Consider the following 15,578-nt stretch of genomic DNA (forward strand, 5'->3'; position numbering starts at 1 on the left):
TAAAGCGGGAAAATCGGCATGATCTGACGGAATTCTCAGGCGATAAGCGCGGCATGATGCCACAAGCGCTCCTTTGCTGGCCGCTCCGGGCCACACTCCGGCCAAGCTGGCGCAAGGTCTTGTCTGACGCGCCGCAGCGCGACCGGCCGAACGAATCGGGTAACCTTGACCGATTATGGCCGCCACTCAGGGGCCATCCGCCGGTCGCCATGCGGCCGTTGTATGAATCGTGTACGGAACAACTATGGCAACTCAGAACCTACCGGTCTCGCAGACTCGATCGTTCACCACCGTTTTTCTGATCGAGATGTGGGAGCGTTTTGGCTTCTACGGCATGCAGGTGTTGATGGTCACCTACATGATGAAGAAGCTCGGCTTCGTCGATACCAAGGCCAACCTCGTCTGGGGCGCGGCGGCGGCGTTGATCTACGCCACGCCGGCGATCGGCGGCTGGGTCGGCGACAAGCTGATCGGTACCCGCCGCACCATGCTGACCGGCGCCGTCGTCTTGATGCTCGGCTACGCCATGCTGTGGATCCCTTCCAGCAACCCGACGCTGCTCTACACCGCGCTCGGCGTCATCGTGGTCGGCAACGGTTTCTTCAAGCCCAATGCCGGCAACCTGGTGCGCAAGATCTACGAAGGCGACGACACGCGCATCGATAGCGCGTTCACCATCTACTACATGGCGGTGAATGTCGGCTCGATGATTTCGATGACCGCCACGCCGTGGATTCGCAACTACGTCGGCGAAAACTACGGCGATTCGCTGGGCTGGCATACCGCGTTCGGTGCTTGCGCCGTTGGCCTGATCCTCGGCCTGGGCAACTACACGCTGATGTTTCGCACGTTGTCGCACGTCGGTTCGCCGGCCGACGAAAGACCCGTGGGCATCAAGCGCATTCTCGCCCTGGTTGCCGCCTCGCTGGTGATGGTGTTCGTCGCCGCCAGCATCCTGCAGAGCCTGCTGATCGCCAAAGGCGCGGTAATCCTGGCCGGCATCATTATTCTGTGCATCTTTGCCTACCTGATTTCGAACAGTCAGAAAAGCGAGCGTTCTGGCCTGATCGTGGCGCTGGTGCTGACCGTGCAGACGATTTTCTTCTTCATCTTCTACGCGCAGATGGCAACGTCGCTGAACCTGTTCGCACAGAAGAACGTCGACCTCGCCTTCAACGTGTTCGGCTTCCATCTGTTCACCTGGATCCCCGAGCAGTACCAGAACCTCAACGCGATCTGGATCGTGATCCTGAGTCCGGTGCTGGTGTTTTTCTATAACTCGCTCGGTCGCATCGGCAAGGATCCGTCCGTCGCCGCCAAGTTCGCCTTGGGCTTTGCCGCCGTTGCGGTGGGTTTCTTCATGTACGGCATCGGCGCAATGAGCGCCGTCGCCGGCCAGGTGTCTTCCTGGACCATGGTCTGGGGCTACGGCCTGTATTCGCTCGGCGAGCTGCTGGTCAGCGGCTTGGGGCTGGCCATGATCGCCCGCTACGTGCCGGCACGCATGGGCGGCTTCATGATGGGCGCGTACTACGTCGCCGTCGGCATCTCGCAGTACCTGGGCAGCATCGTCGCCAACTACGCCAGCATTCCGCAGGATGTCAGCGACCCGGTGCAGTCCCTGCCGATCTATATCAGCCTGTTCAACAAGCTCGGCCTGGTCGGTATTGCCTGCACCGTGGTTGCGCTGGCGGTGCTGCCGGTGATGAAGAAGCTTTCCAATACGCACGCCGAACACACGCCACTGCCCGCCGTGCATAGCGAAGAGCTGGCCTGATCAAGCACCATAGGCCGGTAGCGATCAGCTGCCGGCCTGCGTTTGAACCGTATGGAATACCGCTCGCGCCAAGCGCAACTGCAACGCACCGGCCCGGCCGCTCTTGCCCGGACACTGGCCTGGCTGCGGCTCTGCGCCATCTCCGGCCAGAGCCTTGCAGTGTTTTTCTGCGCGCTGTGGATGCACCTGGCCATCCCCTTGCTGCCGCTGCTGATCGGCATCGGCGCATTGGCAATCTTCTCCGTCTTTGCCGCATGGCGGCTGACCCAACCTGCACCGATGCGCGAGTGGGAAACCATCGTGCACGTGGCAGCCGACACGCTGGTGCTCGGGTACCTGCTGTATTTCACCGGCGGCGCCAGCAATCCCTTCATCATGTTGCTGCTGGTGCCGATCGCACTAAGTGCGGCGGCATTGTCCGTAACGGCCGTGCTTACGATCGCCACCCTGGCGGGCGTGGCATATCTGACTTTGCTGGTCTGGTACGTGCCGCTGCCGGAGCCGCCGCAGGACGCGTTTATCGGCGGCATTGCACTGTATATCGCCGGCATGGGCGTCAACTTCGTTATCAGCGCCCTGCTGCTCGGCTTCTTTATCAATACGCTTGCGCGCACTTTGCGCGTTCAACAGATGGAAGTGCAGCGTATTCGTGAGCGCGCGTTGCGCGACGAGGGCATCCTCGCCATTGCGACCCAGGCCGCCGGCGCCGCGCATGAACTCAATACGCCCTTGTCGACCATGCGTACCCTGCTGCCGGAACTGCGCCGCGATCATGCGCAGGATCAGGCACTCGGCGAAGACCTGACCCTGTTGCAGGACCAGGTCGATCGTTGCCGCACCATCCTGCGCGAGATGGTGGCGTTCGGCAAAGCCCAGCTGTCGCAGGAGCCCGAGCGCTTTACCGTGCTGCGGTTTATCCACGGCTGCCTGGAGCGCTTTCAGCTGCTCCGGCCCGAGGCCGAACTGACGCTGGATATCCATGAGGACACCAGCCTGATCGTGCTGCGCACACCGCCGGGCTTGCGCCATGCGCTGATCAACCTGCTCAACAACGCCGTCGATGCCTCGTCGCTGAAACAGTCCAACGCGGTCAGCCTGACCGTGCGCCAGCAAGCCGGCTGGCTGGAGCTGGTCGTGCGCGATCACGGCCCCGGCTTTGACGAAGACGCCGACATCGCGCTGGGTCTGTCACAAAAGCTGACCGGCCTGGGGATCGGCCTGGCGTTGGCCGAAGCGACCGCCGAACGCCTGGACGGCGAGCTGATAGCGGATAATTACGACGATGGCGCGCAGATGTGCCTGCGCCTCCCGCTGGCCGTTGTGGAGGCCCGCGATACCGTGACACCTGGAGCCTTTCGATGACTGACTCGCCTCGCCCGACACCGGCACAACCGCTGCTGATCATCGACGACGACCCGACCTTCGCTCGCGTGCTGGCGCGTGCGCTGAGCTCTCGCGGTTTCGAAGTCATCACCGCCGGCAACGCCGACGAGGCGCGCGCGCTGGCGCGCCGCCATCATCCGCGTTATTGCGTGCTCGACCTGAAACTCGGCGACGAAAACGGGTTGCGATTGATTCCGGAGCTCAAGGCCCTGGTGCCGGAGATCCGTGTCCTGCTGTTGACCGGATACGCGTCGATTGCCACAGCGGTCGAGGCGATCAAGCGCGGCGCGCACGATTATCTTTCCAAGCCGGTCGATGCCGACGCCGTGGTGCGTGCGCTGCTCGATGGCGATTCGTCGGCAGGCGAAGACGATGTTGTCGATGCGCCGGAAGCGCCGCTGGCGCTACGCCGGCTAGAGTGGGAACACATCCAGCGCGTGTTGACCGAATGCGATGGCAATATTTCGGAGACGGCACGGCGCCTGGGGATGCATCGGCGGACGTTGCAGCGGAAGTTGAGCAAGCATCCGGTGCGGGAGCGGCCGGAGGGTGAGGGCTGACGTCTAAAAAAGCATCCCCAACTCGTCATCCCGGCGCAGGCCGGGATCCAGTGGCTTCGGTTTCCGATTTTCGCGATAGAGCAATTATTGACGGCTCTCGCGACAACCGCTCACAAAGCCACTGGATCCCGGCCTGCGCCGGGATGACGAGTAGGGATGGTTTTTGGATGGCCCGAAAAGCTTACGGCTCTTCTGACGAGCTACTACCCACCGCCGGCAACGGATCGCCCGCCCCATCATCCTCATCCCCATAGATCGCCACATGTGGCGTACCGTCAGCGCCAATCCAACCGCGATACATCCCATCTGTATTGAACGGCATCGCTACATTTCCGTCCGCATCGAGCGCAATGGCACCGCCGTTGCCGCCCATCGACGGGATTTCCTGATTGATCACCTCGGCCGCGGCGCGACGCAGCGGCACGCGCATCTGCGTAACGCGCATGCAGATCTCGTGCGCAGCAACGGTGCGGATATAAAACTCGCCCCATCCCGTGCCCGATACCGCACAACCGGAATTGGCATACGTGCCGGCGCCGATCAGCGGTGAATCGCCGACGCGGCCGTAACGCTTGTCGTTCATGCCGCCCGTCGACGTGCCTGCGGCAAGGTGACCGAACGTATCGAGCGCAACAGCGCCCACCGTGCCGAAATGCTTGGCGGTTTCTTCATCGGCATGCGGCTTGGCCGCCTTGTCTTCCTTGAGCGCTCTTTGCAACTGCTGCCAGCGCTCTTCAGTGCGAAAGTAACTCGGATCGACCAGCGTGATACCGGCCTCCTTGGCGAACTGTTCGGCACCATCGCCGATCAGCATGACATGCGGTGATTTATCCATCACCGCCCGCGCCAGCAGGATCGGATTCTTCACGCGATGCACGGCAGCAATCGAGCCGGCCTTGAGCGAATAGCCGTCCATCACCGCGGCATCGAGTTCGTTCTTGCCGTCGTGGGTGAATACCGATCCCTTGCCGGCGTTGAAGTTCGGATCGTCCTCGAGCACGGTGATGGCGGCGGTCACCGCATCCATCGCCGCCTTGCCGTTCTTCAGCTGAGCGTAGCCCACCTGCAATGCCTGGGTCAGCGCGGCCCGCACGGCTTTTTCCTTCGCCGGGTTCATGTCGCGCTTGATCACCCCCGAACCGCCATGAATCACCAGCACGGGTGTCGTGGCATGCACGAGGCTGGCCATGCCAAGGGCGGTCATGGCGGCGAACAGGTACTGCAACTTCACGCGACGTTCTCCCGGACTGGCGGCGTGAGCCGAGTATAGCCAGCGCCGACGCCGTGCTCAGCCGTACGGACTCAACATCCCAGCTTCATGATTACTCCCATGCCAAAGCTGTGATCGAAGCCCGGTCCATGTGATGGACTCGGTGGCCGGTGATTCTCGATCAGTACGGTCGAGGACTGCCCCGGCGCCCCCTGAAGCTTGGGTGTAAATGTCCCAAGCCATGGCCCTCCCGACAGCGTGCCGCGGAAGGCCAGGTACGTTTGCTCGACCGGTTCCACCACGAACGAGCCATGCCATGCCGGCTTGTCGCCGATGGCGGGTATATCCAGGGTGTAGTGCTCGCCACGGGCAAGACAGACTGTCTGATGCATGGGAACCGGCTCATGGTCCCGACGAATGGTGAGATCCACGCTGAAATGCGTGGCCTCGGCAATGGCCCTTGCGTCGGCACTGAGCGGTCCAGGCTGCTCACCGGCGTAGACCGCGCCAGTCAGGACAACAGCTATCGCCACGACACCGGCCTTGCCGAGGCGGCGGGAAACAACAGGCTGCTTCAACATCGCAATACGCTCCACCACCGGGTGACGGGATGACCATGCGCAGCCCACCGGCAACACCGCCGTTGCATGCTGAGTCTTGAGCATCGCCAGGGCATAACGCCGACGCTGCCCCGCGTGCTCGCGCATCACGGCAGCATCGCAGGCGAGTTCCTGGTCGTGTCGCATGGCAAGCCACGCCCACCAGGCCAGGGGATGAAACCAGAACAGACACAGGCACACGCTGGCAAGCAGGCACCACCAGCCATCGCCACGACGCGCATGCATGATTTCATGCGCCAGGATCAACGCGCGCTCATCGGCGTCGTAGCGCCCGGCAAAATCCCGGGGAAGCACGATGCGCGGACGGATCGCTCCCATCATGGCCGGTCCCGTGTCGTTGTCTCCCGCCTGCACGACCGGCCATGCGCCGGCAGCGCCCGGCCATCGCGTCGCCGTGCGCAAGCGACGCCGGTAACCACGCTGCCGCTCGATCAAGGTCGATGCGACCACGATGAAGCCCGTGATCCATGCCAGTGACAGCAGGTTCTTCCACGCCACTGCCGGCGCGGCGACGTATCCGGGGGACGGGGCAACCGCACCGGTTATCTGAACGATCAACTGCGGCGGCGACGGTAACGGCCCCATCACAGGATGAGGCAGCGCGCTCACCAGCAAGGCCAATGGCGGAAGCAACCACACGTAGAACGCCGATTCCGCGCCTAGCCAACGCCGCGTCGGCCATCGCAACGACAACACCAGCAGCAGCGAACACGACAGCGCCAGCAGGGCCGGCCAGAACGAAATCAACCAGGGTTCAAAACTGCTCATCAGCCGCGCTCCGAAAAGTCAGCAACCCACGCTTGGCGTCGCCTTGATCGAGATGGTGCGATCTTCCTGCGGCTTGCCTGCGCCGCCCTCGATTTTTTGACCGACCTGGATCGTGCCCTGCTGTCCCGCCAGCACCAGAACCCTGGGATAAATAGTCTTGTCGAGCGTCCCACCGGACATTTCCACGTTGACCATGAGTTGACCCTTCTCAGCCGGCGATACGCTGATGAGAGCATGCCAAGGCGGCAAGCCCTCCATGCTTGTATCGGTCAGCTCGTAATGCTCACGCCCAGGAGCTAGGCAGCTCGTCGAATGCAGATGCGCCGGTTGCCCTTTGGTGGCGACTTCCAGTTTCAAGGTAAAGCGCTCCGCGGCAGGCGATGTGGAGCGCGGCATATCCGCAGCGCTCGCATACACGACACCGCTCAAAGCGCATACGAGACTGACTACAGTCACCTTTCCGACCCAGCGACGAACACGACCGACCTGCGAACGCTTCAACATGGCAACACGCTCCATAACGGGATGACGAGGGGACCATGCACACCCCACGGGCAAGGCATCGGTCGCCCCCTGGGTCTTGAGCATGGCAAGGGCATAACGGCGACGCTGTCCCGGTTGCTTTCGCATGACGGCGGCATCGCAGGCGAGCTCCTGGTCGTGACGGAACGCAGGCAGCGCCCACCAGACCAGCGGGTGAAACCAGAACAGGCATGCCATCGCTTGCGCCACGAGGCACCACCAGCCGTCGCGACGGCGCGCATGACTGGCTTCATGCGCAAGAATCAGCGCCTGCTCGGTTGCGTCGTAACGTTGTTCGAAATCCCCGGGCAATACGATACGTGGACACCATGCGCCCACCATGGCCGGCCCGGTGCGAGTGTCCCGCGCCTGCCATACGGGCCACACCAGTTCGGCCGCAGTCCAACGAACCGCAGTGTGCAAATGGCGCTCATAGCGGCGCTGCCGCGCAACAGCGGTGACCGCGCAAATCGCCACGCCAATCAACCATGTCAGCACGAGCAAACTGCTCGCATGAAGTGCGCCGGACACACCATGCGCCGCGGGTATCGCCGACGCCTGCGTCACGTTGACAATCAATGGCGGCAACGGCGGCAAGGCAACACCTGTCGGGTGTGGCAGCTGCGTCACCACAACGGCAACCGGCGGCAATGCCCATAATAAAAACGCCGTTTCCGCGCCAAGCCAGCGGCGCATGGGACGACGCATCAGAAAGACCAGTAGCAGCGACAAAGTCGACGCAAGAACCGCCAGCCACAACGAAGGGAGCCAGGGCTCAAGGCTGCTCATCATCGAGCTCCTCGAGCAGCTTTTTCAGCTCGGCGACGTCCTTGCGGCTCAGCTTGCGCTGCTCGGAGAAGTGCGCCACCAGTGGTGCGATACGTCCATCGAACAGGCGGTCGAGCAGGCCTTTGCTTTCCTGGGATACGTACTGCTCCCGCGTCAGCTTGGGCGAGTAGAGATAACGGCGCCCGTCCCGTTCGGCGCGGACCGCCTTTTTCTTCAACAGGCGGTTGAGCAGCGATTTGACCGTGCCTTCCTGCCAGCCCTGCTGCGGACCGACCTCGGCCAGGATCTCCTCGGCGCTGCGCGGCGCCTGCCGCCACAACACCTCCATGACTACCGATTCGGCTTCGCTGATCGACATGAGTCACCGTTTACATGTGTAAGCGTGACGAACAATTACACACGTAAACGCTGGCCGTCAATAGCCTGCCGGCCTCACTTGGACCTTCGTACAGCATGGGCTGACACCAATCCGTCGTATCCTAGGCAGCTGACTCTCCCCCAGTTAGGTAGAAGGCATCGCTATGGATAAGGTTTTCGCAAACGCGAAGCAGGCCCTGGACGGGTTGCTGATCGACGACATGACCATCGCCGCCGGCGGCTTCGGCCTGTGTGGCATCCCGGAGAACCTGATCGGCGCCCTGCTCGCCGCGGGCACCAAGGGACTGACCATCGTCGGTAACAACGCCGGCGTGGATGATTTCGGCATGGGTCCGCTGCTGAAGACCCGCCAGGTCAAGCGTGTATACGCGTCCTACGTGGGCGAGAACAAGGAATTCGAGCGCCAGGTACTGGCCGGCGAGCTCGAACTCCATCTCGTGCCGCAAGGCACCCTGGCCGAAAAACTGCGGGCCGGCGGCGCGGGCATTCCAGGTTTCTACACTCGCACCGCGTTCGGCACCAAGCTGGCCGAGGGCAAGGAAACCAAGACCTTCGGCGACAAGGAATACGTGCTCGAAGAGGCCATCCATGCCGACCTTTCCATCGTCAAGGCGTGGAAGGGCGACAAGCTGGGCAACCTGGTCTTCCGCAAGACCGCGCGCAATTTCAACCCGATGATCGCCACCTGCGGCAAGATCTGCGTCGCCGAAGTGGAGCAACTGGTCGACGTGGGTGAACTGGCGGCCGATGAAATCCATGTACCGGGTATCTACGTCGACCGCATCATCCAAGGCGAGAAGTACGAAAAGCGCATCGAATTCCGCACGGTTGCCGGCGCCAACACCGGCAAGGAAAGCCCGATTCGTATCGCGATGGCACAGCGCGCCGCCAAGGAATTGCGCGACGGTTTCTACGTCAACCTTGGCATCGGCATTCCGACCCTGGTGGCCAACTACATCCCGGAAAACATCGACGTCACCCTGCAGTCCGAGAACGGCTTGCTCGGTATCGGTCCGTTCCCGGATGACGCACATGTCGATCCGGATCTGATCAACGCCGGCAAGCAGACCATCACCAGCCTGCCCGGTTCGAGCTATTTCTCCAGCGCCGAGTCATTCGCGATGATCCGCGGCGGACACATCGACCTGTCGATCCTCGGCGGCCTCGAAGTCTCCTGCAACGGCGACCTGGCCAACTGGATGGTGCCGGGCAAGATGGTCAAGGGTCCGGGCGGCGCGATGGACCTGGTCAGCGGCGTCAAGCGCGTCGTCGTGCTGATGGAGCACACCGCCAAAGACGGCTCGCCGAAGATCAAGAACGAATGCGACCTGCCGCTGACCGGCAAGGAAGTCGTCGACCTGATCATCACCGATCTTTGCGTGTTCGAAGTGGCGAAGGGCCAGGGCCTGACGCTGATCGAACTGCAGGAAGGGGTGACGGTGGATGAGGTGAAGGCTAAGACGGGGTGTGAGTTCAAGGTGGCTGCGGGGCTTTAAGAGCCCCCCTCACCCCAGCCCTCTCCCCCCGCAAAGCCAGGGGAGAGAGAGCAAAAGCACGTAACTTCGAAAACTTGCCTCAGTCAGTCCCCTCTCCCCTGGCTTCGCCGGGGGAGAGGGTTAGGGTGAGGGGGCGCTCTTCGCTCCAGCTCAAGAACGAACCGGCAACGTCTGCGGAAACTTCACCCGCGCAATATGCTGCCTGCCCTCGCGCGTCTGCAGCTCCAGCTCCCACGCAAAGCGCTCGCTGATGCGCCGGGCGATTGCCAATTCAAAGCCATGCCGGTCGACCGCATGGGCTTGATCGATCGATGACCGGCTCAGCACGGATACGGCACCAGGCAACACTGTCACCACGATCGTGCCCTGCTCCGCCTGCTGGCATGCATTGCGGATCAACTGCCAGCAAAGCACCGAAAACACCTGTGGCGAGCCATGCAGAGCAAAGCGCGCAGGTTCTTCCAGCTGCAGTTCGATCGGCCGCCCGTGCAGCAGATCGCGTGCGTCTTCCAGCTCGCGGCGGATGACTTCGTTGACCACGAATTCTTCCATGCTCAGGCCGTTATCCGACTCGCGCGCAAGAATCAGCAAGGCCTCCACCAGCGCGCCCATTTCGCGACTGGCTCGCTTGATGCGCTGGACCGAACGTTGCCCGAATTCACCGAGCGCCTGCTCGTCCGACAGCATGTCCGCCGACATCTTGATCACCGTCAACGGGCTGCGCAGTTCGTGGCTGGCATCACGCGTGAACTCGCGCTCGCGCTGGTTGTAACCGGCGATGCGCGTGGCGAACTGGCCCATGCCCTTGGCCAGTTCGCGCATATCCGACGTCGAACGACGCGGCATCTTGTCCTGCTCCCAGCTCCCAAGATCCGGCTTGCGCTCGTCCCATCCGCGCAGGACGCTGACCAGATGATCGACCGGCGACCATTCGCGTCGCGCGGCCAACCAGCCAAGCACGCTGATGATCACGACAAGCGCCAACACGGCTCCCAAGGGAGCCACGTTGAACGCGCCCATGAGCGAGACGATGATCAGTGCAAGCAGCTGCAAACCGAATATCAGCGCAATACGCCGATAGTACGTTCCGCCCTGCGAACCCTTCGATGTTTGCGAACTACCCCTGGTCTCCATAAGAAGCCGCCGGCCGCGAGCCGGTTACATGGCCGATGCGACCTCCGACTCGAGATCGGCAAGTCGATAGCCGGCCGAGTGGATGGTATGCAGCAGCGGGCGCTCGAACGGTTTGTCGATCACCCGACGCAGGTTGTAGAGGTGCGAACGCAAGGTGTCCGAATCGGGCAAGGTGTCGCCCCAGATTTCGCGCTCGATATCGCGACGGCTGACCACACGGGGCGATTCGCGCATCAGGATCGCCAGCAGCTTCAGGCCGATCGGCGACACGGTCAGTTCCTGACCGCCACGCGTAAGGCGCAGCGTCGCCGTATCCAGCGTCATGTCGCCGACGGTGAGCACCTCGGTCGATACCTGGCGGCGATCGCGACGGATCAGGGCGCGCAGACGTGCTTCCAGCTCGCGCACTTCGAACGGCTTGACCAGGTAATCGTCGGCACCGGCCTCGAGGCCCACCAGCTTGTCTTCCAGCGTGTCGCGAGCCGTCAGCATCAGTACCGGCGTGGATTTCTTGGCGTCCTTACGCAGCTTGCGACATACATCCAGGCCATCCATGCCTGGCAGCATCAGGTCGAGTACCACTACGTCGTAACTGTTGGAAACGGCCAGATGCAGGCCACTGACACCATCGGCGGCATAGTCGACCGAGTAACCCCGGCGTTCCAGAAATTCGCCGACCATCTCGGCAATTTGCCGATTATCTTCTACCAACAGCACCAGACCTGCTTGCTCGTCACGTGAACTCATGCTTGCCTCCCATCCGCGGACGTTTGGAATTTCACAAAGGTGAACAGCTAACGATTCGGCCGGTGACAGATGCGTGAAAGCGCGCGGCAACGATTCAGATACCGTTGCATTACTTAAGTAACGGTTGCAGCCCCTTCCAGACGGTATCGAGCACTTTCGGCTCGCCCGCAGCCACCGGATGCAGGCCGTCGTCCTGCATCAGCTTCGGATCGAGCGCCACGCCATCGAGCAGGAACGGCACTAGCGCCGTGTGCTTCTGAGTCGATAGGTCGCTATAGATGGCGCGCAGCCCGTCGCGATACTGTGGCCCGTAGTTGACCGGCAGCTCGATCCCCAGCAACAGCACCTTGGCCTTGGCCGCTGCGGACTGATCGATCATGACGGCCAGATTCGCGCGCAGGGCGTCCAGCGGCAGGCCGCGCAGGCCGTCGTTGGCCCCCAGCTCCAGCACCACGACCGAGGGCTTGTACTTGGCCAGCAAGGCCGGCAGGCGGTTGCGGCCGCTCAATGAGGTTTCGCCGCTGATGCTGGCATTGACCACGGACCAACCCGTCTCCATGTTCGAGAGACGGTCGCCCAGCAAATGCACCCAGCCCGCCTCCACCGGGATGTTGTGCGCCGCGGACAGGGAATCTCCAAGGACCAGCACGGTCCGAGGCGTTGCCGCCTGGGCCACGCCGATACACAACGACAGCAGTAGCACTGAAAGGAAACGAAGCATGAGTGGTACATCCCGTGTTCTTCTCGATGCCCGCGATGTTAGCAAGTCGGTACGAGGTCCCGAGGGGCAGCTGGACATTCTTCGGGGTGTAAGCCTTCAGGTGCATTCAGGGGAGAGCTTCGCCATCGTCGGTGCCTCTGGCTCCGGCAAGACCACCTTGCTCGGCCTGTTGGCTGGCCTAGACACGCCCACCAGCGGCAGCATTTTGCTCGATGGCAACGCGCTGGAAAAACTCGATGAGGAAAAGCGCGCGGACCTGCGCCGCCGGCTGGTCGGCTTCGTCTTTCAGTCGTTTCACCTGCTGCCCGCGCTGACCGCCGAAGAAAATGTGATGCTGCCGCTGGAGCTGGAAGGCAGCAACGAAGCGCGCAGCCGCGCCCGCGAAGCACTCGAAGCGGTCGGGCTGACGCCGCGACGCAAGCACTATCCCGCACAGCTTTCCGGCGGCGAGCAACAGCGCGTGGCGATTGCCCGCGCTTTCGTGCACAGCCCGCGCCTGCTGTTTGCCGACGAGCCCACCGGCAACCTCGACCAGCGTACCGGCCACCATGTCACCGACCTGCTGTTTGCCTTGAACCAGGATCACCACACCACTCTGGTGCTGGTCACCCATGATCCCAAGCTTGCCGCGCGTTGTTCGCGTCATGTCGAGCTGGATAACGGGCGGGTGGTTACCAGCACCGAGCCTGCCGCCAAGGTGGCTTCATGAGCGGCACGCACACCGCCATCAGCTCGTCATCCCGGCGCAGGCCGGGACCCAGTGGCGTTATTGCTCGGTTGTCGCGGAAGAGCCTGAAGCCGTTCGCGAAAATCGACAACAGAAGCCACTGGATCCCGGCCTGCGCCGGGATGACGCTGAAAAACCGAGGCTGTGAGGTCGCCCTTACAAAGACCTGCAGCGGAGCGCGCGCATGAAACTCTTCCGCCTCGCCCTGCGCAGCCTGCGCCGCGAATGGCACCTGCCCGAGCTGCGCACGCTGGCCGCATCGCTGGTGTTGGCCGTGGTCGCTCTCGGTGTCGTTGCCACGCTGACCGCACGTATCGAGCGCGGCATGCTCGCCAGCGCCGCCGAGTTGATCGGCGGCGATCTCGGCATGACGGCACCGCAATCGTTGCCGGCCGATTATGCGGACCAGGCCGCAAAGCTCGGCCTGAAAACCAGCCGGGGCGCCAGCTTCCCCAGCGTTGCCTTCGCCAACGGACACAGCCAACTGCTCGACGTACAGGCCAGCGACACGGCCTATCCGCTGCGCGGCACGCTGGAAGTCATCGATACGCAGGGCCGTGACCGTACGGATGCCCACGCACCGACAAGCGGCGACGTCTACCTCGATCACCGTGCGCTGGTCGCACTCGGCCTGAAGGTGGGCGACCCGCTGCAGTTGGGCGGGCGCAATTTGCGCATTGCCGCCGAACTGGTACGCCAGCCCGATGGCGGCGAACTGTTTGCGCTCGCGCCACGCGCGCTGATGAGCCTGGACGACGCCACCCAGGCCGGCCTGCTCGGCACCGGCAGCCGCGCACGCCACCGCCTGCTGATCGCGGGCGACCCCGCACCGGTGCGCCAGTGGCGCAGCTATGCGCAGGACAGCAAGCTGCCGCAGGGCGCGGAATTGATGACGCCGGAGCAGACCCAGGAACGGATGCGCAGCGCATTCGACCGCGCCGGATCGTTCCTGCGACTGACGGCCCTGCTGTCGGCCTTGCTGGCCGGTGTGGCCATCGCGCTTGCGGCGCAGCGTTATGCGCGCCGCAAGACCCACGAGGTCGCGCTGCTGCGAGCTATCGGCACACCGCGCCGACGCGTACTTGGCCTGCTGATCGGCACGCTCACCGCATTGGCGATTCCCGCCGCGGCGTTGGGCATCGTCATCGCGCTTGCCCTTGCCCAGGGTGCGTGGGCCTTCGCGAGCCAGTTGTTTTCCGCCGTGCCGACGCAACTGCCGCTCGGTCCGGTGTTCGCCTCCGCCGCGATGGGTATTGCGGTGCTGGCGGGCTTCGCGCTGCCGCCGCTGGCACGTCTTGCCGATGTGCCGCCCGTCGCGGTGTTTCGCGAGAGCGTAACGCGGCAAGTACGCCGTTTCGACGCGCTGTATCTGGTGCCTGCTGTCGTCGCGTTGCTGCTGATCTGGACGCAAAGCGGCTCGGCCAAGCTCGCCGGCATCCTGGCGGCCAGCCTGATCGGTGTAGCCATCGTCGCAGCGTTGTTGGCGGCCGCCTTGCTGTGGACGGCACGCCGCGTTGCGCCGGGCGCGCACCCGGCGTTGCGGCTAGGGCTGGCGGCGTTGGCGCGCAGGCGCGGCATGAGCCTGATCCAGGCCACCGCGCTCAGCCTGGGGTTGGTCGCCTTGCTGCTGCTTGCCATTGTCGCGCCCGCGCTGCTTGAAGGCTGGCGTCGCGAACTCCCTGTCGACACACCCAATTGGTTCGTACTCAATCTGCAGGACGACCAGCGCGCGAGTTTCGAGCAAACGCTCACGTCCATCGGCGGTCAAAAACTCAACATGTTGCCGCTTGCCGTGGGCAAGCTCACCAAGATCAACGGCAAGCCGATCGATAGCCTCCACTTCCAGGACGAACGCGCGAAAGATTGGGCCGACCGCCAGTTGCGCCTGTCCTGGTCCAGCGAGTTGCCACCGAGCAATCAGGTAATTGCCGGCCAATGGTCCGGAGCCAGCCCTGCGCAGGCCGAGGTGTCGATCGATACCAGCTGGCGCGACATGTTCCACCTGAAAGTTGGTGACACGATGAGCTTCAATATCGGCGAAGGCGATATCGATGCGAAGGTCGGCAGCATTCGGCAAGTCGACTGGAGCTCGTTCCGCGTCAACTTCTTCCTGCTGCTCGATCCTGCGCACGCGGATCAATTGCCGCACACATGGATCGCCAGCTTCTACGTCCCACGTGGACACGCCGAACAGATGGCCACGCTGTCGCGTGACTACAGCAACCTCAGCTTGATCGATGTGGATTCGCTGCTCGATCGGGTGCGCGAGATTGTCGACCGGGTCGGCAACGCGGTTCGCTGGGTGCTTGGCTTCAGCCTGTTGGCCGGTGCGCTGGTACTTGCCGCTGCCTTGGCAGCCAGCGCGGCGGAGCGTCGGCATGAGGCCGCGTTATTGCGCACGCTGGGCGCGCGCCGATCGCAATTGCGTGCAGCGGCAGCGTGCGAGTTTGCGTTGCTTGGACTGGTGGCTGGTTTGACCGCGGCACTGGGTGCCACGGGCACGGGTATCTGGCTGGGCCATGCGGTGTTTCATATCGACGGTTTCGTGCCGCCGTTGTGGCCGCTGTTTGGTGCGGCGCTGATGGCGGCCTTGGTGGTGATGTTGCTAGGGTTGGCAGGCACTAGGAAGGTGACGCGCACCTCGCCGATGCGCCTATTGCGCGAAGGCTAAATTCAAACTTCACGCCCACAATTTCGTCATTCCGGCCTTCGCCGGAATGACGAAATAGGTAGGGCCGGGCTGCTA

At 63.1% G+C, this 15,578-nt stretch carries 13 protein-coding genes and 1 pseudogene; 7 read left to right on the forward strand and 7 right to left on the reverse strand.

Features of this window, described 5'->3' with window-relative positions; genetic code table 11:
- Positions 1-244 precede the first annotated feature (244 nt).
- From ACZ6WW_RS02235 to ACZ6WW_RS02245, 3 genes are read left to right on the forward strand one after another with little or no spacing between them, the layout of a single operon-like run.
- Positions 245-1,777 carry a peptide MFS transporter gene (locus tag ACZ6WW_RS02235; RefSeq protein WP_465272781.1) on the forward strand — a complete coding sequence of 511 codons (1,533 nt, stop codon included), beginning with the start codon at positions 245-247 and terminating at the stop codon, positions 1,775-1,777.
- A 51-nt stretch (positions 1,778-1,828) separates the two neighbouring features.
- Positions 1,829-3,139: an ATP-binding protein gene (locus tag ACZ6WW_RS02240; protein WP_465272782.1), complete on the forward strand. Its 1,311-nt coding sequence runs from the start codon at positions 1,829-1,831 to the stop codon at positions 3,137-3,139.
- Positions 3,136-3,720: a response regulator transcription factor gene (locus ACZ6WW_RS02245; RefSeq protein WP_281852261.1), complete on the forward strand. Its 585-nt coding sequence runs from the start codon at positions 3,136-3,138 to the stop codon at positions 3,718-3,720. The genes ACZ6WW_RS02240 and ACZ6WW_RS02245 overlap by 4 nt, the downstream gene beginning before the upstream one ends.
- A gap of 181 nt (positions 3,721-3,901) precedes the next feature.
- Here ACZ6WW_RS02245 and ACZ6WW_RS02250 read toward each other — a convergent pair whose 3' ends face one another.
- The 4 genes from ACZ6WW_RS02250 to ACZ6WW_RS02265 all read right to left on the reverse strand — a co-directional run bounded on the left by ACZ6WW_RS02250 (position 3,902) and on the right by ACZ6WW_RS02265 (position 7,987).
- Complete coding sequence (locus ACZ6WW_RS02250; RefSeq protein ID WP_465273004.1) at positions 3,902-4,924, reverse strand: isoaspartyl peptidase/L-asparaginase family protein; 1,023 nt, start codon at positions 4,922-4,924, stop codon at positions 3,902-3,904.
- 98 nt (positions 4,925-5,022) lie between these two features.
- Complete coding sequence (locus ACZ6WW_RS02255; protein WP_465272783.1) at positions 5,023-6,318, reverse strand: M56 family metallopeptidase; 1,296 nt, start codon at positions 6,316-6,318, stop codon at positions 5,023-5,025.
- Positions 6,319-6,336: 18 nt separating this feature from the next.
- Entirely contained in the window at positions 6,337-7,629 is a 1,293-nt protein-coding gene (locus ACZ6WW_RS02260; RefSeq protein ID WP_465272784.1) for a M56 family metallopeptidase, read from the reverse strand.
- Positions 7,616-7,987: a BlaI/MecI/CopY family transcriptional regulator gene (locus tag ACZ6WW_RS02265; RefSeq protein ID WP_465272785.1), complete on the reverse strand. Its 372-nt coding sequence runs from the start codon at positions 7,985-7,987 to the stop codon at positions 7,616-7,618. Before ACZ6WW_RS02265 ends, ACZ6WW_RS02260 begins: the two co-directional genes overlap by 14 nt.
- A gap of 163 nt (positions 7,988-8,150) precedes the next feature.
- On the opposite strand from ACZ6WW_RS02265, the pseudogene ACZ6WW_RS02270 reads away from it, so the two are divergent.
- Positions 8,151-8,786: pseudogene (locus ACZ6WW_RS02270) on the forward strand (CoA transferase subunit A); the annotation flags it as partial.
- Positions 8,787-8,879: 93 nt separating this feature from the next.
- Positions 8,880-9,503: a 3-oxoacid CoA-transferase subunit B gene (locus ACZ6WW_RS02275; protein ID WP_465273005.1), complete on the forward strand. Its 624-nt coding sequence runs from the start codon at positions 8,880-8,882 to the stop codon at positions 9,501-9,503.
- Between the two features lie 150 nt (positions 9,504-9,653).
- Here ACZ6WW_RS02275 and ACZ6WW_RS02280 read toward each other — a convergent pair whose 3' ends face one another.
- The 3 genes from ACZ6WW_RS02280 to ACZ6WW_RS02290 form a co-directional block, all read right to left on the reverse strand.
- Complete coding sequence (locus ACZ6WW_RS02280) at positions 9,654-10,637, reverse strand: sensor histidine kinase (RefSeq protein ID WP_465272786.1); 984 nt, start codon at positions 10,635-10,637, stop codon at positions 9,654-9,656.
- A gap of 24 nt (positions 10,638-10,661) precedes the next feature.
- Positions 10,662-11,384 (reverse strand): response regulator transcription factor, encoded by a 723-nt coding sequence (locus ACZ6WW_RS02285; protein ID WP_281852256.1) that lies wholly within the window; start codon positions 11,382-11,384, stop codon positions 10,662-10,664.
- Positions 11,385-11,493: 109 nt separating this feature from the next.
- On the reverse strand, positions 11,494-12,105 hold the full coding sequence (locus tag ACZ6WW_RS02290; RefSeq protein ID WP_465272787.1) for an arylesterase: 612 nt from the start codon (positions 12,103-12,105) through the stop codon (positions 11,494-11,496).
- Between ACZ6WW_RS02290 and ACZ6WW_RS02295 the strand changes: the two genes are divergently transcribed.
- Positions 12,104-12,814, forward strand: coding sequence for an ABC transporter ATP-binding protein (locus ACZ6WW_RS02295; protein WP_281852254.1), 711 nt, complete (start codon positions 12,104-12,106; stop codon positions 12,812-12,814). The genes ACZ6WW_RS02290 and ACZ6WW_RS02295 overlap by 2 nt on opposite strands.
- Before the next feature lie 202 nt (positions 12,815-13,016).
- Positions 13,017-15,503: an ABC transporter permease gene (locus ACZ6WW_RS02300; RefSeq protein WP_465272788.1), complete on the forward strand. Its 2,487-nt coding sequence runs from the start codon at positions 13,017-13,019 to the stop codon at positions 15,501-15,503.
- Positions 15,504-15,578: the final 75 nt, after the last annotated feature.

The sequence above is a fragment of the Dyella sp. NPDC103356 genome (assembly GCF_055584465.1).

What these genes read in the sequence shown, in the direction of transcription:
- ACZ6WW_RS02235 (WP_465272781.1), top strand. Translation starts at nt 245, where the DNA reads ATGGCAACTCAGAACCTACCGGTCTCGCAGACTCGATCGTTCACCACC.
- ACZ6WW_RS02240 (WP_465272782.1), top strand. Translation starts at nt 1,829, where the DNA reads ATGGAATACCGCTCGCGCCAAGCGCAACTGCAACGCACCGGCCCGGCC.
- ACZ6WW_RS02245 (WP_281852261.1), top strand. Translation starts at nt 3,136, where the DNA reads ATGACTGACTCGCCTCGCCCGACACCGGCACAACCGCTGCTGATCATC.
- ACZ6WW_RS02250 (WP_465273004.1), bottom strand. Translation starts at nt 4,924, where the DNA reads ATGACCGCCCTTGGCATGGCCAGCCTCGTGCATGCCACGACACCCGTG.
- ACZ6WW_RS02255 (WP_465272783.1), bottom strand. Translation starts at nt 6,318, where the DNA reads ATGAGCAGTTTTGAACCCTGGTTGATTTCGTTCTGGCCGGCCCTGCTG.
- ACZ6WW_RS02260 (WP_465272784.1), bottom strand. Translation starts at nt 7,629, where the DNA reads ATGAGCAGCCTTGAGCCCTGGCTCCCTTCGTTGTGGCTGGCGGTTCTT.
- ACZ6WW_RS02265 (WP_465272785.1), bottom strand. Translation starts at nt 7,987, where the DNA reads ATGTCGATCAGCGAAGCCGAATCGGTAGTCATGGAGGTGTTGTGGCGG.
- ACZ6WW_RS02275 (WP_465273005.1), top strand. Translation starts at nt 8,880, where the DNA reads ATGGCACAGCGCGCCGCCAAGGAATTGCGCGACGGTTTCTACGTCAAC.
- ACZ6WW_RS02280 (WP_465272786.1), bottom strand. Translation starts at nt 10,637, where the DNA reads ATGGAGACCAGGGGTAGTTCGCAAACATCGAAGGGTTCGCAGGGCGGA.
- ACZ6WW_RS02285 (WP_281852256.1), bottom strand. Translation starts at nt 11,384, where the DNA reads ATGAGTTCACGTGACGAGCAAGCAGGTCTGGTGCTGTTGGTAGAAGAT.
- ACZ6WW_RS02295 (WP_281852254.1), top strand. Translation starts at nt 12,104, where the DNA reads ATGAGTGGTACATCCCGTGTTCTTCTCGATGCCCGCGATGTTAGCAAG.
- ACZ6WW_RS02290 (WP_465272787.1), bottom strand. Translation starts at nt 12,105, where the DNA reads ATGCTTCGTTTCCTTTCAGTGCTACTGCTGTCGTTGTGTATCGGCGTG.
- ACZ6WW_RS02300 (WP_465272788.1), top strand. Translation starts at nt 13,017, where the DNA reads ATGAAACTCTTCCGCCTCGCCCTGCGCAGCCTGCGCCGCGAATGGCAC.